Below are 21,186 nucleotides of genomic sequence, written 5' to 3' on the forward strand. Positions count from 1 at the left end.
GCGGCGGGGCCGTGGCGTGCTGTGACCGCCCTCAGGACGGCCGGGTGACCTTACTGGCCGACCGTCTTCTTCTTACGGAGGAAGAAGACCGCGCCGCCACCGACCACGAGGAGCGCGACGGCGACGCCGGCGATCATCGGGGTGGCGTTGGAGCTACCGGTCTCGGCGAGGTCGCCGCCACCGGTGGTGGAGCCGGAGGTGGTGCCACCGGTCGCCGGGGTCTGCGACGGCGACGGGGTGTCGGTCGGGGTCTCGGACGGCGTCGGGCCGGGCGTGGCCGTCTTGCAGTCGAGGACGCCCTCGATGACCTGCTCGAAGCCGTTCGGGCCGGTGATCGTGAACTTGTACGCCTCGTCCTCGGCGACCGGGACGGTGACCGTCTTCGACTCGCCGGGGGCGATGCTGTGCTTCATGCCCTTGAGCTCGAGCTCCCAGGGCTGGTCGCCCTTGTTGCCGAGGGTGACGTCGACGCCGCCCTTGGCGCAGTTCTTCTCGGCGGTGACGAACGGAGCGGCACCCTGCTTCACCCAGGTCGCGGAGGCCTTGGCGGAGACGGTGGAGGTGCTGGTGCCGGCCAGGATGAGGGTCTGGCTCTTCGTCCTGGTCGCGACGAAGGCGCGGCCGATCGGGACCGTGGTGTCCGCCTGGACGGTCAGCTCGGCGCTGCCCTCGGTGCCGGCCGGGACGTCGAAGTAGACCTGGGAGCCCTTGGTGACGTCGGTGACGACCTTGCCGTCCTTGTCGACGATCTTCACGCCGGCCGGGGCGCCGGGGGCGAGGGAGACCTTCGCCGTGGCGGCGTTGGTGTCGACCGTGACCGGGCCGAGGCGGCCGCCGGCCTTGCCGGCGACGGAGGACGGGGAGAGGCTCAGGGAGGCGGCGGGCTCGGAGAGCTCCACCGCGGACTTCTCCAGGTACTCCGTCAGCTTCGCCGCTTCGGCGTCCTCCGGCACGGCGTTGACCTTGTCGGAGAAGTGCCAGATGGCGGCCTGGGTGGCCGCGGCGGCGGTCTCCTTGGAGAGCTTCGAGGCACCGGCCTTCTTGGCCAGGATCTCGAGGTCGTTCACCTGCGGGTAGGAGTTCTGCAGGATCCAGCGGATCTTGCCGGCGTCCTTGTTGTTGTGGAGCGACGACTGGTCCCAGCCGACCTCCTTGTACTCCTCGCCGGTCTTCGCACCGGTGTAGAGGTCGATGCAGTAGGTCTGGATGGATCCGCCGGGCTTGACGGTCATCTCGAAGAGACCGGCACTGACCTTGCGGTCCTTCTTGCCCTTGATGACAACGTCGTCGAAGATCTTCAGATCACCGAGCGTCGCCGTGGCACCACCGGTGCCCGCCGGCTTGTCGTCAGCCACCGCCGGTCCCGCGATGGCTATGGAACCCGCAACGACGAGACCCGAAACGACCGTCGCGGCGGCAAGGCGGGCAGCGCCACGCCTCTGTACAGAAAACATGAATTTCCCCTCCGTGCGGGCTGCTCCGCGTCAACGATCAAACGCGTGGGGGGAGCGCCCGCCAGCAGACTCACTGCCCCACTGGAAGCAAGTGCCTCATGAGTATCCGGGAATCCTAGGGACGGGGAAGACCCCGGTGTCCAGTCGTACGACCTGATAACCATTCCGAATCGAAATCGTTATCAACGAAGGAAGTTGACCGGGAAACCGCTGGTCACGGTGTCGACAAATCCCCGCAACAATGAGTCAGGAAGTCGTGACCAGAGGGTAGTCGACGGATTCCGGTGATGTCGTCGGGGGTGTCCGCCAGGGGTCGGGCCCGGCGTCGGCCGAGGGGGAAGGAGCGCGGCCGGAGCCGGCGGATCCGGGGTCGTCGGACCTGGTCGGTGATAGATTCGGAACCCGTCCTTCCGGTACGGGAGTTTCCGGGTTCTGGCGTACCGAGCGGCGGAACGCCGCCGTACCCCTCGTCAGGTCATGGCCGACCGCGACCGCCTGGACGTCCACGAAGGTCTTCCGGCGCCCTTCCAGCTCCTCCTCACGCACCTTCAGCCTGCCGTGCACCACGAGCGGTTCGCCCACCGAGACCGAGGCCGCCAGGTTCGCGCCCAGCGAGCGCCAGGCGGACACCGTGTAGAAGCTCGTGGGACCGTCCGTCCACACCGCCCTCTCGCGGTCCCAGCGACGCGCGGTCACCGCGAAGCGGAAGCGCGCCACTCCGCCCGCGACCGTCTCCCGGTACTCCACGTTCGTCGCCACGTTGCCCACGAGGGTCACCGTCGTGTCGTTCATCGCCCACATCTCCCGTTCGTTCGCTCGTCCTGCACTGCGCTGCACTGCGCTGCACTGCGCTGTGATGTGCCGCGCCGCGCTGTGCCGCGCCGCGCTGTGCCGCACTGCACTGCGTCCATGCTGGACCGAACCGGAGAAGTCCGCGCAAACCTGTGGACAAGTGCCCGGGTGTGAACAACTCGGTCACCCGAAGGTGGAGTTCCACCACGCGAGCGATGAGGTCGCCCCGCCTCACCTCACCCGCGCGGCGCCCGTCCGCGCCGGCCCGAAGCGCGTGCCGCCGAACCGGGTGGCCCGGCTCGCCGGCCGGGTCGCGCCCGAGGCCGTGACGTACTGTTCGCGCACCTCCCGGTAGCGCATCAGCTCGGCCGCGATCGGGTCGAGCACCCGGGCCCTGCCGCAGGCCGCGGCCGCCTCGCGCAGCCTGCGCTCGGCCTCCTGCCCGTAACGCCGCGCAGGTCCCCGTACCGCCGCCGCGCACGCCCACTCCACCAGCGGACCGCCGACGATTCCCGCCACCATGATCAGGACCGGCGGCCAGAGCAGCGGTTCGACCACACCCACGATCTGGCCCACCAGCCACAGCGCGCCGAAGATCTGCAGAAACGTCATCACCACCTGGGCGAGGACGGCGGCCGGCCACCAGGCCGGGCGCGGCGGCCGGGCCGCCGGGTCGCCCATGCTCGCCGTCAGCTCGTCCAGTGCCTCCGGCAGCCCGTCCGCGCCCCGCAGCGCCGCCTCCCGCACCGCCTGGGCCCAGGGCCCGGGAAGTCCGCGCGAGGCCTCGTCGGAGACGGTCCGCACCGCCTGCTCCACCCGCTGACGTGCGGTCAGCTCGTCCTCGACCGGGCTCTCCTGGCGCGGATCGGTGGTGCCGTGCGTGCGGACCCGCTCGTACCAGCGGTAGAGCCGCAGCCACGGCGTCCCGCAGGCGCGGATCGCGTTGCGCCGCCAGACCCGTTCGGCGGCCTCGCCGGCCGCCTGGGCGCCGACCGCGACGGCGAGCCGGTCGGCGAACTCCTCGCGGGCCCGCTCGCCGAGCCCCGGCCGGCCGTCCGCCACGAACACCGGCCTCAGCCGGGCCGTGGCGGCGTCCACGTCGGCGGCGAGGCGCCGTTCGGGCGCGGTGCGCTCCTGCACGAAGCGTCCGAGCAGTTCGCGCAGCTCCGCCACGCCCTCACCGGTCACCGCGGACAGGGGGAGCACGGTCGCGCCCGGTTCCCCGTGCTCGCCGACGGCCATGCCGTCCTCGTCGAGCAGCCGGCGCAGGTCGTCGAGGACCAGGTCGGCGGCCTCCGTGCCGAGCCGGTCGATCTGGTTGAGGACGACGAAGGTGACCTCGGCGTGCCCGGCGAGCGGCCGCAGGTAGCGCTCGTGGAGCGCGGCGTCGGCGTACTTCTCCGGGTCCACCACCCAGATCACGGCGTCGACCAGACCGAGCAGCCGTTCCACCTGATCCCGGTGGGCGGTGAGGGCCGAGTCGTGGTCGGGCAGGTCGATGAGGACGAGTCCCTGCAGGTCGGCGTCGCCCGCGCCGCCGGCGAGCGGCCTGCGACGCAGCCGTCCGGGGATGCCGAGCCGGTCCATCAGTCCCGCGGCGCCCTCGGACCAGCTGAGCGCGATCGGCGCGGCGGTGGTGGGGCGGCGCAGCCCGGTCTCGGAGACGGGGACGCCGGCGAGGGCGTTGAAGAGGGCCGACTTGCCGCTGCCGGTGGCCCCGGCGATGGCGACGACGGTGTGCCGGGCCGAGAGCCGCTGCCGCGCGGCGGCCTCGTCGAGCACCCGTCCGGCCTCGGCGAGGGCGCCGTTCTCGACCCGGGTGCGCGACAGCCCGACCAGCTCGTGGAGGGCGTCCAGGCGTGCCCGGAGGGCACCACCGTAGGCGCCGCCCAGGGGCGGGAAGGCGTCGTCGTCGCCATCGTCGCCGCGGACGTCGGAGGGACCGGCCGAGGAGGAACCGGCCGAGGAGGAACCGGCGGCCGTCCCGCCGACGGGGTGGGCGCGCTCGGCGGCACGACGGGCGATGAGGCCGTCGTCCCAGGCGGCGGAGGTGGAGACGAGGGCGGAGTCGCGCCCGTCGTTGCGCCCTTCGTACCGCGACGCGGCGACCCAGGCGCTTCCAGCACCGCCCACGTCATGCGCACCGCCCACGTCACGCGCGCCATCCCTGCCACGCGCGCCATCCCTGCCACGCGCGCCATCCCTGCCACGCGCGCCATCGCTGCCACGCGCGCGACGCACGCCATGGACGTCCCGCACACCATGCCCGTCCGCGCCTGCCGTGTCTGCCGCGCCTGCCGCCTCGGGCCCGTCGGGCGCGTCGGACAGGCCCGGTGCATCCCCGAGCTCAGCGGACTCCCCGGCCTTCACCGGCTTCCTGAGCTTCACCGACCCCACAGGTTCTCCAGACTCCACACGCTTCACCGGCTCGACCGGATCGACCGGCCCGACGGGCTCGACCGGCTCCACGGGTTCCACGGGCTCCACGGGCTCCACGGGCGTCACTTCTCCTTCTGCAGTACGGAGAGCGCGGCGATCAGTTCGGCCTGCGGCTCGGGGGTCACGTCGAGGGCGTCGAGGGGCGCGAGGCGCCGGTCGCGTTCGGTGTGCAGGGCGCGGTCGAGGCACCCGGCGACCAGTTCACCGCCCTTGTCGCGCAGCCGCAGGGCGCCCTGGGCGCCGAGGAGTTCGGCCAGTCGGTCGCCCGCGGCCCGGGTGCGGCGGCCGCCGAGGAGCACGGCGGCGAGGAGTGCGGTGAGGGTCTCGGTGTCGGGTGCCGCCGCGGCGGCCGCGCGCTTGCCGGCGCGGGAGGTGGCGGGGCGGTCCATGTCCCGCACCTCCTCCTCGACCATCTCCTCCAGGAGGCGCCGCCAGCGCCGTACGGTCATGGCGATCCGCTCGCCGGCGTCCCCGGCCTCGTCCTTGCGCGCACCGAGGGGTGCGGGGCCGGGGGCGAGCCCGGCCGCGGCGGGTTCGCGGCGCCAGGCGTCGCGTACCCGCTCGTCGGCGGCGGCGACGGCGCATTGCACGAGCGCGGAGAGGGACTCGACGAGGGAGTCGAGGAGTTCGTCGGCGGAGCTGTCGCGGGGATAGGCGCGCCAGCGGGTACGGGCGTCGCCGGCGAGCACGGCGCCGCGGCGCACCAGTTCGCGGACCCGGCGCCCCTGCTCCTCGTACGCGGACTCGACGGCGCCGCCGAGCCGTACGGCGGCGGCGTACTGGGCGGCGACCGCCCCGGCGAGCTCCGGCATGCGGGTGTCGAGGGAGTCGATGACGCCAGCGGCGGTGCGGCCGACGGCCTGCTGGCGGGCGGCGGGGTCCTGGACGCAGTGGGTGAGCCAGCCGCGCAGCGGGGCGACGGCGGTGTCGGGCAGGAGTCCGCTGCCGCCGCCGGTGGACTCGGGGAGCTCGGGGATGGTGAAGCGGGGCACGTCGCCGAGGCCGGCCTTGTCGAGCAGGGCCTCGTACTGCCGGGAGACCTCGGTGATGACCTGGTGCGGGACGCGGTCGAGGACGGTGACGAGGGTGGCGTCGTACTCCTTGGCGGTGCGGAGGAGGTGCCAGGGGATGGCGTCGGCGTAGCGGGAGGCGGTGGTGACCATGACCCAGATGTCGGCGGCGCAGATCAACTCGGCGGCGAGGAGGCGGTTCTCGACGACGAGGGAGTCGATGTCGGGGGCGTCGAGGAGGGCGAGCCCGCGGGGCAGGGTGGCGGCGGTCTCGACGCGCAGGGCGTTGTCCTCCGGGGGCTCCTCGGGTGGGTTGTCGTCGTCCTGCTGGGGCAGCCAGACGCGGGTGAGCTGCGGCAGCACGCGCATGCCGGCGAACCAGTGATGGTCCTCGGGGTGGCAGACCAGGACGGGTGTGCGGGTGGTGGGTCTGAGCACTCCGGCCTCGCTGACGCGCCGCCCGACGATCGAGTTGACGAGCGTGGACTTGCCGGCGCCGGTGGAGCCGCCGATGACCGCGAGGAGCGGTGCGTCGGGATCCTTCAGCCGGGGCACGAGGTAGTCGTCGAGCTGGGCGAGCAGCTCGGCCCGGGTCTGCCGGGCCCGCAGGGCGCCGGGGAGGGGGAGGGGGAGACGCACGGCGGCGACACGGTCGCGCAGGGCGGAGAGTGCGTCGATCAGCTGAGGCCGTTCGTCCAAGGTCACCACATGCGAAGAATGCCCAATTTTGGAGCCTTTTTGAAGCGTATAGGGGCTCTGCGCGCCGACCGAACGGATGTAGCCGGGGACCCCGGGCATAACGACTGCACAACACCCGGCCCGAGTGGCGCGAAAAGCGCTGCACGAATCGCACCTGCCTGCGATTATCGGACCGCTTCACCGAACCTCCACATCGTGCCACGCAGGTGAAGCAACCGGGCCAGGCCGACGGGACCCCTATCCTTGTCCCGACCACCACCGGCCCCCGTAGCTCAGCGGATAGAGCAGGTGCCTTCTAAGCACTTGGCCGCAGGTTCGAGTCCTGCCGGGGGCGCACAGCGAGGCCCCTCCTTCGGGAGGGGCCTTTTTGCTGGTCAGGGGCGGTTTTCGGTCGGTGGCGGAGGTGTCAGGGAGACCACCTCGGATGGCTCGTTCTGACCGGCTGGAACCGGCCGGAAGCGACCTCCGGCGGCCGTTCGGCCCGAAAACGGCCCGAAGTTTCGGGACGCTCTCCCGGCAGGACCAAGGGGACAAATCGGCATTCGGGTTGAAGCGACGATCACGCCCGGATCATCCTTACCGTCATGTCTCTCGCCGCCGCGCTCGACGTGTCACACCTGCCCGACTACGCGTACGACTGGGCTCTGGTCGACGTCGAGACATCCGGCCTGATCGCCCGGCGTGACCGGATCCTCTCGATCGCGGTGCTGACCTTCGGGCCGGACGGGACCCAGACCGGCGAGTACTCCACCCTGCTGAACCCGGGCTGCGACCCCGGCCCCGTGCACATCCACGGCCTGACCACGGAACGGCTGAGCGGCGCCCCGGCCTTCGAGCAGGTAGCCGGACGGATCGGGGCGCTCCTGCGGGACCGCGTCATGGTGGCTCACAACGCACAGTTCGACTACGACTTTCTGGCCCATGAATTCGCCCGCGCCCGGCTCTACCTCCCGGTCACCCAGCGGCTGTGCACCCTGGCGTTGAACCGGCGTGTGGAACCGCCTTCCGCCGACCTCAGCCTGGCGTCGCTGGCCGCTCACTACGGCGTACCGCAGACCAGCGCTCATGACGCGCTGGACGACACGCGCGTCCTCGCGGGGATCTTCCGGTCTTCCCTCTCCGAAGCCGCACGGCTGGACGTCCCGCTGCCGCTGGTGCCCTGCCCTCCCCGGCAGGATCCGCAGTTCGCGCCGAATCCGCCGAAGACCCCGTGCGCCTACCGGAACCCAGGCCGCCTGACACCCGGCGGTCCACTCGTCCAGGGCATGAAGATCGCCGTCACGGGCGAGACCGCGACTTCCCGGGCCGAGCTGGTGGCCCGGGCTGTCGCCGCCGGCCTGAACATCATGTCGTCGGTCAGCCGGCACACCAGCGCTCTCGTCACCAACGACGCGGCGTCGGGCTCGGCGAAGGCACGACGCGCGATCGCCGAGGGCGTCACGGTCATCGACGAGCACACGTTCCTCAAGCTGCTGGGAGAGGTGCGACCCGGAACACCGCATGAGAATCAAGCACCGAAGAAGACCCCGGAAGCGGCGGCCCCGGCCACTCCTCCTACTACGCCGACGCCGTCCCCCGCTGCGACCGCGGCTGTCGCGGACGTGCCGGCGCCCAGGCGACCCGAGCCCCCGCATTCCGCCAAGCCGTTCGGCCGTCGGCGGGTCCTGGTTCTGGGCGGCACCCACGAGGAGGCGTCCGCCGCGCGGGCCAGGGTCGTCGAGCTGGGTGGGGCCGCCGCGATCAACCTCTCGGCGAGCGTCACGGACGTCGTCCTCTTCCCCGGAGGCGAACTCGACCGTCGCATGACCCGCGTCACGGCGTTGGGGCTTCCGGTCCACGCGCACGGATGGCTCGGAGCTCCCGCCTCCGAGTCGGCCGACCTCCCCGACCGGGAAGATGCGATGACCGGCGTTCTGCCGCGCGGCGGAGTCATCGATCTCCCCACGCTCCCCGCCGCCGGCCAGTGGCACGTGGGTGCCTCCTGGGCACAGCAGACGAACTGCGAGGTCGATGTCGTCGCCTTCGTCCTCGACGAGGACGAGCAGGTGTCCAGCGACGGGGACTTCGTCTTCTACGGCGCACCGGAAAGCCCCGACGGAGCTACCCGTCTCCTCTGCGACGGCCCGACCGAGCAGACCATCACCGTCGACCTCGCGGCGCTGCCGCCCGCCGCCCACAGGATCGCGATCGCCGCCGCCATCGACGGCGCCGCCACCTTCGGGGACATCGGAGCGGTCCAGATGACCCTCGCCCCGGGCGTCGATGCTCCGGCCACGGCCCAGGCCACTCTGGACGCCGCCACCAGCGAGCGCACCCTGCTCCTCGCCGAGATCTACCGCCGGGGCCCGAGGTGGCGCTTCCGAGCCGTCGGCCAGGGCTACGACCATGGTCTGGAGACCCTCGTACGGGGATACGGCGTCGACGTGGAGTAACCCACCCTCGTCGCTTGCCAGAGGGCGGGGGGTGCCCCAGTCCATCGGGTGCAAGAGGGAGGGCTCGTGGTTGCGCTGCCCGTGCAGGGCGCCTCCGTGAGGTCGGGGTTCTGGGCAGTCGTCTACGTTGACTGGCCGCAGGGCCGTATCCAGCCCTGGACTTCTTCTCCCTCTGCCTCCGGCGAACTGGCACAGCAGAGGACCCGGCCACGGTCGAGCCCCTGGCTTTCTTCATGAGTGGTGAAGTCAGTTGTTCACGGGTTCGGGAGGCACCTGCGCGGTGTCCTGTTCGATGTTCACCGGAGGTGACGGCAGGCAGTCCGAGAAGCTCTGGTCCCGCCTATTGGATGCTCCATCGGTGTGGGTGCCCGGGCTCGGTGGGGCAGGCGAAGATGTTCAGCAGTCCGTCTCGGCCGATCGTGAGTTGCGTGGGGCGGGGCTCGCGCAGGTGCTCCGCGACATCGCGCTCCTCTGTCGGCATCCAGCTGCCACTACCGCCGTCCCACTCACTGCTGTCGATGGTCAGCAGCAGCACCATGGGGGCGGCACATTCCTCGCATGTCATCGGGTGCGGGTCAGTCGTGTGCCAGGACGGAAAGCCACCCACCCGGCAACCCGGTGGAATCGACAGGTCGTGGTGGTAAGTGACCAGTTCGTCGTGCAGCCCGTTCTTCTCCGCCTTCAGTTCCTGGCGCTCCTCCCAGGCGTCGATCTTGGCGCCCAGCCTGGCCGGCAGCGATCCGGCGTATGGGTAGGTGACGACCTGCTCGGGGTGCAGTACGCATGGCTCGGCGACCGAGCCCTCGAAGCCGACCAGCGTCGGCTGCGGCGGAGCGTCCAGCGCCACGGCGACCCGGTCGGAACGGCGCCAGCGTACGTGCAGGGACAGGCCGTAGCGGGTCGGGCCATGCGCCTCGAACGGGCACCAGAGCACTTGGAGCAGGTCGCAGCCGTCCGGACCCGGCGAGAGGCCGGGCACGTCCCGCCGGTACAGCTGGACCAGACCGACCAGCGGGATCGGATCGGTGTCGGCGACGTCCGGGTCCCGGTGCCTACGGCCCAGCTCCTTGAGTAGGACCTGTTCCTCGTCGGAGGGTCGGTCACGGGCCCAGGCATCCGCGAGTACCTGACGCCCGCGACGGATGTCCCCGATGCGGTGCCCGCGGCTGCGTTTGTGCGGCTCAATGCAGACTGGCCACGGTTCGTCGGCCGGCCACAGCAGAGGACCGCCGACCGAGCTGACCGACGCGTCCGGACGCCCCGGGCGCGGGTGCAGGCGCGTCGTCATCCCCCGATACGCCCGCAGCTTTGGAAAGAGTTCCTCGACGTGCACGGGGCGCGGCGGCGTAGTTCTGGTCACGGCGGAGACACTAAGTCACCACGTTGGCCCTGCTCACACGTGCCCGTGCTGTCCGAACTCGTGAGTATTTCGATTCGAGAGAGCAAACCAGGTGACTCCCGATCTGGTGGACAAGTGCTGTTCCATCTCGCGTACAGAGCCAAGCCCCTCTGATCCGATCTCGCGGCCGCACTCGACGCTTGTCAGAAGCGGATGTGATGATCCGTCGCATGGCTGCCTGGCTCGACAGCACCGACTTCGCCCGCTACGCGCTCATCCCGGAGGAACTCCTCCCGATAGGGGAAGGAACCGAGACGGACGACGTGATCGACGAGTACGTCTCGGCCCTGCGGCTGGCCGGCCGCGACATCCTGACGCTCGGCGCCGAGCCCCTGTCCGTCACCTGGCTCGCCGAACCCCTCACATTCGCGCGCTGGTGCTACGCCGACGACGACACGGGGCTGCTGTCCACCGTCCACGGCGCCGGATCCGCCGGCGGCTGGAAGGACGTCCTCACCCTCGAACTCGGAGGACGATACGTCCTGGCCGACGCCGCCTACGAGGCCGACAGGGATCCTCGGCTCCCTGCGACATGCACAGCAGCCGGCGGAGGCGCTCCGCGTCGAACTGTCACCGGGCCGCTATCGCGTCCAGTCGCTGATCGTCGATCCCGACCCCAAGATGCAGTACGTGCTGGCGCGGCTGCTGCCCGAATAATCGTTCAGCCGACGAGCCCTCCCTCTGATGGGATGCGGTCATGTACTACGCCGATCTCAGCCCCTACGCCTCCCCCATCACCGAGGACGGCGACGTGTTCACCGAGGTCGGCAGCGGCGTGCGGTTCGTCACCGTGCGCGATGCCTACCGCCGGCTCAACATCGGCTGGCTGGAGGCCGGACGGCCCTGGACCGCAGGCCCGGCACCCGCGGCGTTCGTGTCCAAGCTGCTGACGGTGCTGGAGGAGCAGGCCGTGAACCAGGCTCTCGGCATGCACGAGTGCGACCTGTGCCCCGAACCGCTCGACAATGCCCACCCCTGGTACGAACCCCGGCCGGGGCATCGGCGCGCGAGCGCCGGCACAGGAGAGATACGGATACCTGGAGAACCGGGAACCGCCTACGCGGCCCCCTCTCTGATCGGGCACTACGTACTCGACCACGGCTACCTGCCGCCGAGGGAGTTCGTCGACGCCGTCCTCGCCTTCGACCTCCAGGACAGATCGGCCGCGTACCCCTCGATCGCCTTTCCCTGGATCCCCGACGACGCCGAACTGTACGACGCCAGGTTCGAGTAACGCCCCCTTCGGTGAACAGCATCAGGGCGAACGTCTGTCGACCTACATCCGGATTAGCCTGATCAGCACGCGGCAAGACGCCTACCCCCGTGAGGGGCCTCGTCAGGCAAATATCCCGGGCCGCGGTTGTCTGACGCCGTCTCTAGCTGATCGTTCCGACGCATACGCTTCGGCGATGAACCCTGACCTCTTCACCCGGTTCGATATGGATGCGGCGTGAGCGCTTACCTACGGTGACGTGAACTCGTGCGCGGGCAGGACGGCCTCGCGGGCCTTGCCCCAGGCCCGCCGGTAGACGGAGCCGGCACCAGGTGGCGTCCTGCTGAGCGCGAGCGAGGACGGCGACGGCCCGGGCGAGGTCGGAGTCGTCGGGCAGCGGCCGGTGGGCGTGCATGTCGGTGCGGAGGATGTTCGCCCGGACCAGAGCATCGTCTGGGTCGGACACCGGGGCAGCCGCCGGGGCGTCGGTGATGGCGGCCAGGGCGGGCGGGATGCGGTTCAGAGCGCTGGGAGGGCAGCGACGGCCGATTCGCAGAGCTCGATGTGGACGTACCGGCCGACGCCGCAGCCCCACCGGAATGATCTTGCTAGGGCTGGTGCGATCACGGCGTCGGTGCCGTTCCGGACAGCCCCGTTCACCGGGCTGAGCCCGCGCTGCTTCGGCAAGTCGGTGACCCTGTTACGGCGCGAGGTCCCGGACGAGCTGCGGCGCGGGCGGCCGAGCTTCCTGGCCACCTTGGGCACTGCCCGCAGCACGGTCCTGGTCTCTGGTCGCGAGAAGGTCGAGCACCGCCCCCAGGAGGCGCAGTGCCGGCCGATGGAGGCGTGAGTGCCTGATCGCGAGCCCTGTCAGGCGCTCATGCCTCCAGCAGCTCCCTCAGCCGTGCGAGGTCGTCCCGCGCCACCTCCCGCTCCTCCTCTGTGAGGGCGAGGGCGGTGGCGCGGGCGAGGGCGGATGCGGCGGTCTTTTCGTCGGCGAGGCGGCCGGCGACGTCCGCGCGCAGGACGAGGAGGCGGAGCAGCTGTACGGGGGTGGGGGACTCGTCCTCGATTCCCAGAGCGCGGTCGAGGATGCGGGCGGCGCCCGCCGCGTCCTCCTTCGAGTCCGCGAGGAGCGCCGCGTGGTGGAGGGCCCTGGCGAAGGTCTCCTTGGGGGCGGGCCGATGGTGCGGATCGTCGTTCGTCGGCTGCCCGATGCGGAGGCAGTTTCCGCCCGGGTCGGTCAGGAGGAACTGCCGCACGCCGTACGTGGTGTCCTTGAGCGGCCCGATGCGCGGCAGGCCCCGGGTCGGGATCCTCCCGTACGCGGCCTTGAGGCCCGCCCGGAAGGCCGCGTGCAGTTCGTCCACGGCGCCGGTGCGGACGTAGCACGTGCTGTACGACGCCGTCGGGTCGTACTGCTTCATGCCGAAGAAGTGGAGCTGGATGCCGCCGCGCTCCACGACGGCGTACGGGTTGGGGCTCCTCTGCCGGAAGGTCACCTCGAACCCCAGCGCGGTGTAGAAGTCGAGGACCGGCTGAAGGGTCCGGCACGGCAGGATCGGAATGGTCTTCTCGTCCACGTTGCCCATGCCGAGCAGTCTAATCAAACTTGACTAGACTATGTCCCCCGATCAGCGGCCTCGTTGGCGCGGCCATGCTCGGCATGGGGATCTCACAGGCGGCGAGCGGACGGGGGCATCTTCTGTGCGGAGCCCGGCTGGGCGGTGCGCCTCTCCAGGTCATCGAGCCGCCCGTCAATGCAGCGGGCGTACGTCGTGAGCGGCAGTCGGCCGCTTTCAGCGTGCTCGCGCGGTGGGTGGAGTCGGCCACCGTCGAGCGCTGAAGCGCGGAGGGGTGCCGGCCGTAGTGGCCGGCACCCCTCCGCGAAGGCGGGACCGGGACGTCAGGACAGCGCGTCCACGAAGCCCGCCAAGCGTCCCAGCGCCTCGTCGAGTTGCTCGGGCGGCACCGTGTACGAGATGCGGACGTGGTCCGGGGCGGCGAAGTCGGCTCCGGGGACGACCGCCACCCGGGCTTCGGCCAGGAGGAGTTCGGCGAAGTCGGCGGCGGAGGTGATGGCGCGGCCGGCGCAGGTCTTCCCGTACAGGCCGGTGACCTCGGCGAGGAGGAAGAAGGCGCCTTCGGCGTTGCCGTCGACCCGCAGGCCGGGGATGCCGCCGATCGCCTTGAGGGTCGCGAGGCGGCGGGCGTCCAGGGCGGAGCGGCGGCGCTCCAGTTCGGCGCCGAGGTCGGCGGTCAGCGCGCCGAGCGCGGCCCGCTGGGCGATGGAGGACGGCGCGGAGGCGGTGTGACTCTGCAGGGCCGTGACGGTGGAGGCCAGTTCGGCCGACGCTGCGAGCCAGCCGATGCGCCAGCCGGTCATGGCGAAGGTCTTGGAGACGCCGCCGATGGTGACGGTGCGGGCGGCGATCTCGGCGCCCAGCGCGGCCACGGAGGCGAAGCGGGCGTCGCCGAAGACCCAGTGGTCGCAGATCTCGTCACTGATGATGACGAGGTCGTGCTCCACGGCCACTTCGGCCAGGGCGGCCAGTTCGTCGCGGCTGTAGACGACGCCGGAGGGGTTGGCGGGGCTGTTGAGGAGCATGATCCTCGTGCGGTCGGTGACCGCTTCCCGTACCTGCTCGGGTGTGACCTTCAGGCCGGCGCCGGGGGCGGGGCGGACGGGGACCGGGGTTCCGCCGGCCAGGGCGATGAGGTGGGGGTAGCTGACCCAGTACGGGGCGGGGACGAGCACCTCGTCGCCCGGGTCGAGCAGGGACGTAAAGGCGTAGTGCAGGGCCTGCTTGGCACCCGCCGTCACGACGACCTGTGGTGCCTCGTACGCCGTGCCGTGGCGGTTGAGGTGCGCGGCGATCGCCGTACGGAGTGCGGGAACACCTGCCGCCGGGGTGTAGCGGGAGAAGTCCTCGGCGATGGCCAGCTCCGCCGCGCGGGCGGCGGGCTCGACGGTCGGGAACGCCGGTTCGCCGCTGGTCAGGTTGACGACGTCGACGCCTTCGGCGACGAGGGCCTTGGCCTGGGCGTCGAGAGCGGCGGTGGCCGAGGGCGGGACGGCGGCGGCTCGCACGGAGGGGCGGAGCGGGTTCACGGGGTTCCCCAGGAGGTCAGAGGCGGACGGCGAGGTGGTTGAGCGTGGTCTCGTGGCCCCGCCGGAGGGCCGCGGCCCGGGCGCTCCGGTCGACGACCTCCACGCAGCCGTCACAGAAGCGGACGTCGGCCGTACGCGAGGACTGACGGGCGTTGCGGAGCCGGCGGAGGGACGCAAGAAGGGACGACATGACTCGACCTCGATTCATAGACGCTTATCTATGAGAAGAGTATGGCGTGATTCATAGATGAGAGTCAATGGGTTGACCCCCTCGGTCCGGGAGCCGGTCGGCCCTGGACGCGACAGGCCGCCATCGGCCACATTGGGCCGCATGATCGAGCCCCTGACCACCGAGACGCCGTCCGGAACCTGCTACCCCGCCCCGATGACGCCGGATCAGGCAGAGGAGCTGTCGGTCATGTTCAAGGCCCTGGCGGACCCGGTACGCCTGCGGATCGCCAGCATCGTCGCCTGCTGCCCGGCGGGCGAGGTCTGCATGGGCGAGATCGCCGCCGAGTTCGACCTGACCGGTCCGACCATCAGTCACCACCTACGCAAGCTGCGGGAGGCCGGCATCCTCGCCTCGGAGCGGCGCGCGAACGAGGTCTACTACTTCGTCCGCCCGGACCGGATCGAGCACCTGATAGGCCCGCTCGCGGGAATGCGCAGCGCGGCCTGCGCACCATCGAGCTGCTGAGCACGTGCGGAAACGGCTGCGGCCCGCCCCGAAGCCTGGGAGCGGGCCGTTGCCGTCTTACGTGGTGCTGGTGCTGGTGCTGATGCTGGCGCTGGTGCGGTTCGCGGTGCCGCGGGGCACCGACCCCCTAGGGGTCAGAGCCAGATGGGGGCCGTGTAGCCCAGGACGAGCGCGCCGGTGAAGAGGATGCCGACGACCAGGGCGACGACGCGCCAGCGGGCGATGAGGAGCATGCCGCTGATGGCGCCGATGCTGGTGCCCGCGCCGGTCACGAGGAAGGCGAGCGCCGGGCCGGGGCCCATGCCGCCCTGCATCAGGGTGGCGACGAGCGGGAGCGAGCCGTCGGAGTTCAGGTAGACCGGGATGCCGATGAGGGCGGCGACGGGGACCGCGAAGACGTTGCCGTCGCCGAGGAACTCGGTGAGGTAATGGGTCGGGATCGAGTTGATGAGCAGGAAACCGAGGGTGGCAAAGCCCAGGAAGTAGAGGGCGAGGCGCTTGACGTTGACCTTCAGCTCCTCACCGAACTCCTTCAGCTTCAGTCGCTCCACGACGCCGGCAGGGGCGGGCGTGGGGGCGGGCTTCGTGACGACCGGGCGAGTGAGCAGGGCCGTACGGGCCAGGCCGCCGCCACCGGCGGGAACACCGCCACCGGCCGAGACGCCACCACCGCCGGAACCCTCGGCACCGTCCTCGTCGCCGCAGCAGCTCTCGGACGCCTTCTCCTCCGCCTGGTTGGCGGTGAGGCGGGCCTGACCCTCCAGCCAGCCGGTCTTCTCGATCAGCCACGTGACGACACCGGCGAAGACGCCGAGCACCATCGCGGCCACGAAGAAGGTGGTCGCGAAGCCGAAGCCGAAGAGGCCGGTCGACAGCACGTACTCCTCGGGGCTGGTCAGGGGCGAGGCCACCATGAAGGTGACGACCGGCGTCCACGGCACGCTGGAGGCGAGCGCTCCGAGGACGACCGCGGTCGTACCGCAGGAACAGAACGGGGTGAGGGTCGCGAGGACGATCGCGCCGAGCACCGCGACCGCGGTCTTGCGGCGCATCCAGGCGGACAGGCGCTCCGCCCCGATGTAGACGGGGATGGCCGAGGCCAGGACCACGCTGACGAGCAGGAACGGCCAGTTGGCGGCGAGGGAGTGGCCGACGTCCTGGGCGGTGCGCCACAGAACGTCGAGGACGGTGTCGATCACGGGGGGCTCCAGCAACTCATAGACGGCTGTCGATGAGTCAGACTCTGCCGGAACCCATAGATGACTGTCAATGGATCTCGGGAACAATTCATAGATGACCGTCGTTGAGTCGGGTATGCCCACGTCGATCTCGGAGCTGTGCTGCTCCCCCGTGCTCGCCGGCCCGCTCACGCCCGAGGCCGCCGACGATCTCGCGACCGCCCTGAAGGTGGTCGCCGACGCCACCCGCCTGCGCCTGCTCGGCCTGATCCGTTCCCAGCCCAGCGGCGAGGCGTGCACCTGCGACCTCACGGAGCCCTTGGGCCTCACCCAGCCGACCGTCACCCACCACCTCCGGGTGCTGTACGAGGCCGGGTTCCTGGAGCGCGAGAAGCGGGGGCGCCAGACCTACTACCGGATCGCCCCGGAGAGCATGAGCGTGCTCTGCCAGGCGCTGGACCCGTCGCCCCAGCTCCTCGCCGCGGGCTGAGGTCCTCGCCAACACCCCTTTCCACAAGGGCCGGTTCACGCCCGCGTCACGCGGGAAGAACCGGCCCTTCGGCATCTTCAGGCAGGTGGATGCCGGACGCGTTTCCTGCCACCAGTGATCTCTTCCACACCCTGGGTGAGCTCGGACAGACTCATGGACACCGGAAGGGCGACAAGCCCTCCGGGACCACCGGGAACGGCCTCCGAGCCGCCGGCCGACAAAGAGCCACCATCATCGCCAGGGGAGAGCCATGTCTGTTCCGCGTACCTCGATGCGTCTTGCCACCGCCGCACTCGTCGCCGTGATCGGACTCGGTGCCACCTCGACCCTGGGCGCGACCGCCCTCCCCGCCCTCGCCGGGGCCGGGCGGGACACCGCCCCCACCGCGCCCACCGACTCCACGGACGGTGCCGGCTGGGACGCGGCCACCGTCGTCCTCGCCTCCCCCCTCGACGGCGCGGGCTGGGACGTGGCTCCCACCACGGCCGACGACTCCACCGACGGCGCCGGGTGGGACGTGGCCCCCACCACGGCCGACGACTCCACCGACGGCGCCGGCTGGGACTCCGCCCCGACCGACCCCTCCACCGACGGCGCCGGCTGGGACTGACCCGTACCCCTCGCCTTCCGCCGGGCACCCCCCGTACCCCAAGCGCACCGCTGACCCCACGAGGAGAGCACCCCATGAGCACGACCTGCTGCAGCGCCACCGCCGAGGAGGCCGCGTCGGCCGCCCTCCCGGTCGTCGAGACCGCCGCCACCGGCTGCTGCCCGGCCCCCGAGCCGGCCGAGAAGGCCGCCGGGCAGCCGGAGTCCTCCTGCTGCGGCAGCGAGACCGAGAAGCCCGAGCCCGTCGAGGCGGCCGGATGCTGCGGTCCCGCCGAGCCCGAGCCGGTCGCGGCCTCCGGATGCTGCGGCCCGCAGGAGGAGCAGGCCGACCCCGCGCAGGTGCGCACCGGCCTGTCCCTGGACGACGCGATCGCCGCGCTCGGCGGCGGCGTTCCGCAGGCCACCGACCCCACCCCGTACACGCAGGCGGACTGGCTGGGGGCGACCGAGGAGAGCCTGAAGGCCGCCAAGCCCTGGCACACCGTCGCGGACCGCGGCGAGGGCGACATCGCCTTCCTGCCCGGGTACGTCTTCGACGCCGACCCGATCGTGGACGCCGACCCCCGTACGCTGCTGGGCTGGCAGCCGAAGGACGGCACCGCCGCCTGCTGCTCGGCCACGACCTCCTGCTGCGAGTCCGCCACCGACGCCGTCGAAGCCCTCGGCTCCGACGCGTTCTTCCCGTCGCTGCTGCTCGGCTCGCCGCTCGGCTACCGCTCCGAGGCGAACGCCTCCGTCGAGGACCCGCTGCTCGTCGCCGACCTGGTCGACCGCGTCGTCCCGGCCGCGATCGAGGCCGGCATCCGCTCGATCACCGCCCCGTGGCTGCACGACAGCGCGTACAGCGACGTCCTCGCCCTCGCGCTCCAGGCGTACGGCGGCGACATCGCGTTCCACGGCGAGAACAATCTGCTCGACCTCCAGCACGACAGCTACGACGCCTACCTGGCCTCGCTGCCGGCCCGGAAGCGGCGCCGCGTGAAGGAGGACCGCGACCGCGCGGACAACTCCGGGACCCGCATCGAGCGCAAGGACGGCGTGGAGCTGCGCCCGCTGATCGGCCGGATCACCGAGCTCGTCACGCAGAACCGCCAGAAGTACGAGGGCGGCGAGGACGAGGTCCACATCGGCGCCCTGCTGACCGCGCTGGTCGAGGGCGGCGCCGACATCCGGGCGTACCTCGTCCACAAGGACGACGCCGTGGTCGCGGCCTCGGTGACGGTCAGGCAGGGCAAGCGGCTGTTCGTGAAGTGGGCCGGCTTCGACTACGAGGCACTGGGCGAGCGCAGCGGCGTCTACTTCGAGATCGCACTCGACCGTCCGCTGCGCGACGCGTACGCCGAGGGCCTCACCGCGATCGAGGCAGGTCCGGGAGCGGACGAGGCCAAGCGGCTGCGCGGCTTCCGCCCCGGACGGATCCGCTCCGTCGTCCTGGTCACCGACACCGCGCTCCGGCCGAAGGTCGCCGAGCTGCACGCCGCCTACGGCCAGGCCCGCCGCGAGACGCTCGGCGCGGCCGCCGAGGAAGCGCCGACAACGGCGATCGGCCGCCTGAAGGCGAAGCTGCTCGGCAGCACCGCCCACGAGCCGATCAAGCCCCTGCAGCCCGAGGGCGGCTGCTGCGGCTGAGCCGCGGGCCGGGCCCTCTCCCCTTCTTCATCACCACTCCACACCGCCCCCGAAGAGCCGGTCCGGTGCCTCGCGCACCGGGCCGGCCGGTCGTGTTCCCGGCGGAGGCGCCGGGGCGGCCCGGCCGGCCGGTCGGCCGGTCGGTCGGCCGGTCGGCCGGTCGGCGGGCCGGTCGGCGGGCCGGTTCAGTCCGTCCAGCCCGCCTTGGCCGCGAGTACCCCGGCCTCGAAGCGGCTGCGGGCGCCGAGCCGTGCCATCAGCTCGGACATGATCCGGCGCTCCGTGCGCAGGCCGATGCCGAGCTTCTTCGCGGCGATCTCGTCCGTGGCGCCATGGGTGAGCTGGCGCAGGAGCTCCCGCTCCTGCGCCGTCAGACCGGCCTCGTCCCGGTCGCGGACGCTACCGAGAGGCGCCGCGCGCTCCCAGACCTGTTCGAACAGGGAGACGAGGGCGGTCATCACGCCGGGGCCCGTCAGCTGCACGGCGCCCTTCTTGGTGTTGTCCGGGTCGACGGGGAGCAGGGCCACCTCACGGTCGAAGAGCACCATCCGCAGGGGAAGGGCGGGAACGGTGCGCACCTCGCCGCCGTTGTCGTGCAGCCAGTGCGCGTACTCGACGGTGGGGTGGTCATTGCGGACGCTGTCGAGATAGGCGGTCAGGACCCGCACCCCCCGGCGCATCAACTGCTCGTCGAGAGGTCGGCTCGCCTCCAGGCTGGCCGCGGACTGAGCGCCCCCGGGCATGAAGGACAGGCATTCGTGCGTGCTGCGGTAGGCCAGCTCTTCGAGGCGGGCCTGAATGGCGTCGATGCCCTGGAGGTACTCGACGCCGTGCCGTTCACCGGTGCGCAGCTCGGCGTACTCCGCGAGCAAGGTGCTGATGGCGGCCTGCGATTCGGCGAACTGCTGCTGCTGTGCCAGTAGTTCCGCCTGCTGCCGCTGGAGCAGGAGCTGGAAGCCCAGGTTCGGGCTGACGGGGCGCACGCCGCCGGGAGCCTGGAGGGAGCGGCGCAGGAGGTTGAGTTCCGCGAGCCGGTCCAGGGCCTCGCGTACGTCCGATTCCGGACGGCCCAGATGGCCGGCCAGCTCTCCGATGCCCCAGTCCTGGTAGGTGAGCATCAGGCGGTAGACCGTCTCGGCGTCCGCGTCCAGTCCCAAACTCGCCAGCACAGCGACCCCCCGGCCCATGTCTCAACAGGTGAGACATATTCATCAGTCCATTGGCGAGCGCCGATCTTTGCAGCTCAGAAGCATCCCGACAAGACGTGTTCACCCTGTGATCACGTCTTGTCGCCCGGCTTCCTCCGCATCACGACGGCCGGAATTCCCCCTCGCAGGCAGGTCGTTGCCGGACGCGGTTCATGCCAGCCGATATCTCTTCCACCACCGCCGGCACCTCAGCAGACTGGTGATCACAAAGGTTCGGCAGGCCGCCACGACGGATTCCGCACCTCCCCTCGCACCCCTTTTCACGGGGCATTCCATCCACCACACACGGAGGACAGTCATGTCCGCTGCGCGGAGTCTGCTGCGCCTGGCCAACAGGGCCGCCGCCGTCGCCCTGGGCTTCTCGCCCGCCGGCGGGCACGGCTGCGGCCCGAAGTGCCGCCACGCCGAGCTGTACGGCGCGATCACTCCGGCCGAGGCCGACCAGCACGTGTGGTCCCTACCCGGGCTCTCCGCCCGACCGGGAGGCCCCATGCTCATGGCCACCGCCACCCTCGTCGCCACCGACGCGGCCACGCACCGGACCTTGAAGGCGGCAGCGGTGACGGACATCGTCTGGGCGTCCGCGATGACCGAGGACGACCTTGAACATGTCCACGCCAGTTCCACTCCGGGTCGAATCGAGCTGACCTTCTTCCACCGCACGCGCAACCCCGCCGAGGCGATTTCCGCCGCGTGGGAAATCTGCGTACGGGCTCTGAATTCGAGCCCTTCTCTCGCCCATTGGCGGATCACCTCCGCCCCCCGACTTCCCGACGCCCTCCCCGGCTCGGGCCCCCTTCCCGCGTGATCCAGATCACACACCCC

The 21,186-nt window shown here is 71.3% G+C and carries 17 protein-coding genes, 1 tRNA gene and 3 pseudogenes; 10 read left to right on the plus strand and 11 right to left on the minus strand.

Going from position 1 to position 21,186, the window contains the following annotated elements:
* Window positions 1-50 precede the first annotated feature (50 nt).
* The 4 genes from ESG85_RS13375 to ESG85_RS13390 all read right to left on the minus strand — a co-directional run bounded on the left by ESG85_RS13375 (window position 51) and on the right by ESG85_RS13390 (window position 6,394).
* Window positions 51-1,454: a Cys-Gln thioester bond-forming surface protein gene (locus tag ESG85_RS13375; protein WP_128978864.1), complete on the minus strand. Its 1,404-nt coding sequence runs from the start codon at window positions 1,452-1,454 to the stop codon at window positions 51-53.
* A 246-nt stretch (window positions 1,455-1,700) separates the two neighbouring features.
* On the minus strand, window positions 1,701-2,246 hold the full coding sequence (locus ESG85_RS13380; RefSeq protein WP_128978866.1) for a single-stranded DNA-binding protein: 546 nt from the start codon (window positions 2,244-2,246) through the stop codon (window positions 1,701-1,703).
* Window positions 2,247-2,477: 231 nt separating this feature from the next.
* Entirely contained in the window at window positions 2,478-4,379 is a 1,902-nt protein-coding gene (locus ESG85_RS13385) for a GTPase (protein WP_128979137.1), read from the minus strand.
* Between the two features lie 368 nt (window positions 4,380-4,747).
* Window positions 4,748-6,394: a dynamin family protein gene (locus ESG85_RS13390; protein ID WP_128979135.1), complete on the minus strand. Its 1,647-nt coding sequence runs from the start codon at window positions 6,392-6,394 to the stop codon at window positions 4,748-4,750.
* Between the two features lie 261 nt (window positions 6,395-6,655).
* Between ESG85_RS13390 and ESG85_RS13395 the strand changes: the two genes are divergently transcribed.
* A tRNA-Arg gene (locus ESG85_RS13395) sits at window positions 6,656-6,728 on the plus strand.
* A gap of 250 nt (window positions 6,729-6,978) precedes the next feature.
* Complete coding sequence (locus ESG85_RS13400) at window positions 6,979-8,826, plus strand: TerD family protein (protein ID WP_128978868.1); 1,848 nt, start codon at window positions 6,979-6,981, stop codon at window positions 8,824-8,826.
* 340 nt (window positions 8,827-9,166) lie between these two features.
* Here ESG85_RS13400 and ESG85_RS13405 read toward each other — a convergent pair whose 3' ends face one another.
* The gene (locus tag ESG85_RS13405) at window positions 9,167-10,186 is read right to left on the minus strand and encodes a YwqG family protein (protein WP_181019028.1); all 1,020 of its coding nucleotides are present in this window, start codon (window positions 10,184-10,186) and stop codon (window positions 9,167-9,169) included.
* Between the two features lie 209 nt (window positions 10,187-10,395).
* Here ESG85_RS13405 and ESG85_RS36920 point away from each other — a divergent pair.
* A pseudogene (locus tag ESG85_RS36920) lies at window positions 10,396-10,719 on the plus strand (Imm21 family immunity protein); the annotation flags it as partial.
* 203 nt (window positions 10,720-10,922) lie between these two features.
* The gene (locus ESG85_RS13415) at window positions 10,923-11,459 is read left to right on the plus strand and encodes a DUF7919 family protein (protein WP_128978872.1); all 537 of its coding nucleotides are present in this window, start codon (window positions 10,923-10,925) and stop codon (window positions 11,457-11,459) included.
* A 301-nt stretch (window positions 11,460-11,760) separates the two neighbouring features.
* Here ESG85_RS13415 and ESG85_RS13420 read toward each other — a convergent pair.
* Window positions 11,761-11,901, minus strand: a pseudogene (locus ESG85_RS13420) (IS110 family transposase); the annotation flags it as partial.
* Window positions 11,902-12,000: 99 nt separating this feature from the next.
* Between ESG85_RS13420 and ESG85_RS13425 the strand changes: the two are divergent.
* A pseudogene (locus tag ESG85_RS13425) lies at window positions 12,001-12,180 on the plus strand (hypothetical protein); the annotation flags it as partial.
* A 136-nt stretch (window positions 12,181-12,316) separates the two neighbouring features.
* On the opposite strand, the gene ESG85_RS13430 reads toward ESG85_RS13425, so the two are convergent.
* The 3 genes from ESG85_RS13430 to ESG85_RS34965 all read right to left on the minus strand — a co-directional run bounded on the left by ESG85_RS13430 (window position 12,317) and on the right by ESG85_RS34965 (window position 14,740).
* The gene (locus ESG85_RS13430) at window positions 12,317-13,021 is read right to left on the minus strand and encodes a bleomycin resistance protein (RefSeq protein WP_128979142.1); all 705 of its coding nucleotides are present in this window, start codon (window positions 13,019-13,021) and stop codon (window positions 12,317-12,319) included.
* Window positions 13,022-13,344: 323 nt separating this feature from the next.
* A complete protein-coding gene (locus tag ESG85_RS13435; protein WP_128978874.1) occupies window positions 13,345-14,550 on the minus strand; it encodes a pyridoxal phosphate-dependent aminotransferase in 1,206 nt (401 codons plus the stop codon).
* A gap of 16 nt (window positions 14,551-14,566) precedes the next feature.
* Window positions 14,567-14,740 (minus strand): hypothetical protein, encoded by a 174-nt coding sequence (locus ESG85_RS34965; protein WP_164986232.1) that lies wholly within the window; start codon window positions 14,738-14,740, stop codon window positions 14,567-14,569.
* A 141-nt stretch (window positions 14,741-14,881) separates the two neighbouring features.
* On the opposite strand from ESG85_RS34965, the gene ESG85_RS13440 reads away from it, so the two are divergent.
* Complete coding sequence (locus tag ESG85_RS13440) at window positions 14,882-15,247, plus strand: ArsR/SmtB family transcription factor (RefSeq protein WP_128978876.1); 366 nt, start codon at window positions 14,882-14,884, stop codon at window positions 15,245-15,247.
* A 134-nt stretch (window positions 15,248-15,381) separates the two neighbouring features.
* Here the strand turns inward: ESG85_RS13440 and ESG85_RS13445 are convergent, their stop codons facing one another.
* On the minus strand, window positions 15,382-16,446 hold the full coding sequence (locus ESG85_RS13445) for a permease (RefSeq protein ID WP_219825187.1): 1,065 nt from the start codon (window positions 16,444-16,446) through the stop codon (window positions 15,382-15,384).
* A 94-nt stretch (window positions 16,447-16,540) separates the two neighbouring features.
* Here ESG85_RS13445 and ESG85_RS13450 point away from each other — a divergent pair, with 94 nt between their 5' ends.
* The 3 genes from ESG85_RS13450 to ESG85_RS13460 all read left to right on the plus strand — a co-directional run bounded on the left by ESG85_RS13450 (window position 16,541) and on the right by ESG85_RS13460 (window position 19,153).
* Window positions 16,541-16,915: an ArsR/SmtB family transcription factor gene (locus tag ESG85_RS13450; RefSeq protein WP_219825188.1), complete on the plus strand. Its 375-nt coding sequence runs from the start codon at window positions 16,541-16,543 to the stop codon at window positions 16,913-16,915.
* Window positions 16,916-17,165: 250 nt separating this feature from the next.
* Window positions 17,166-17,525, plus strand: a complete 360-nt coding sequence (locus tag ESG85_RS13455; RefSeq protein WP_128978878.1) for a hypothetical protein — start codon at window positions 17,166-17,168, stop codon at window positions 17,523-17,525.
* A 74-nt stretch (window positions 17,526-17,599) separates the two neighbouring features.
* Window positions 17,600-19,153 carry a GNAT family N-acetyltransferase gene (locus ESG85_RS13460; RefSeq protein WP_128978880.1) on the plus strand — a complete coding sequence of 518 codons (1,554 nt, stop codon included), beginning with the start codon at window positions 17,600-17,602 and terminating at the stop codon, window positions 19,151-19,153.
* Window positions 19,154-19,338: 185 nt separating this feature from the next.
* Here ESG85_RS13460 and ESG85_RS13465 read toward each other — a convergent pair whose 3' ends face one another.
* Window positions 19,339-20,310, minus strand: a complete 972-nt coding sequence (locus tag ESG85_RS13465) for a helix-turn-helix transcriptional regulator (protein WP_309549249.1) — start codon at window positions 20,308-20,310, stop codon at window positions 19,339-19,341.
* Between the two features lie 349 nt (window positions 20,311-20,659).
* On the opposite strand from ESG85_RS13465, the gene ESG85_RS13470 reads away from it, so the two are divergent.
* Window positions 20,660-21,169, plus strand: coding sequence for a hypothetical protein (locus ESG85_RS13470; protein WP_128978883.1), 510 nt, complete (start codon window positions 20,660-20,662; stop codon window positions 21,167-21,169).
* Window positions 21,170-21,186: the final 17 nt, after the last annotated feature.

Source organism: Streptomyces roseicoloratus, assembly GCF_004117935.1.
Taxonomy (GTDB): domain Bacteria; phylum Actinomycetota; class Actinomycetes; order Streptomycetales; family Streptomycetaceae; genus Streptomyces; species Streptomyces roseicoloratus.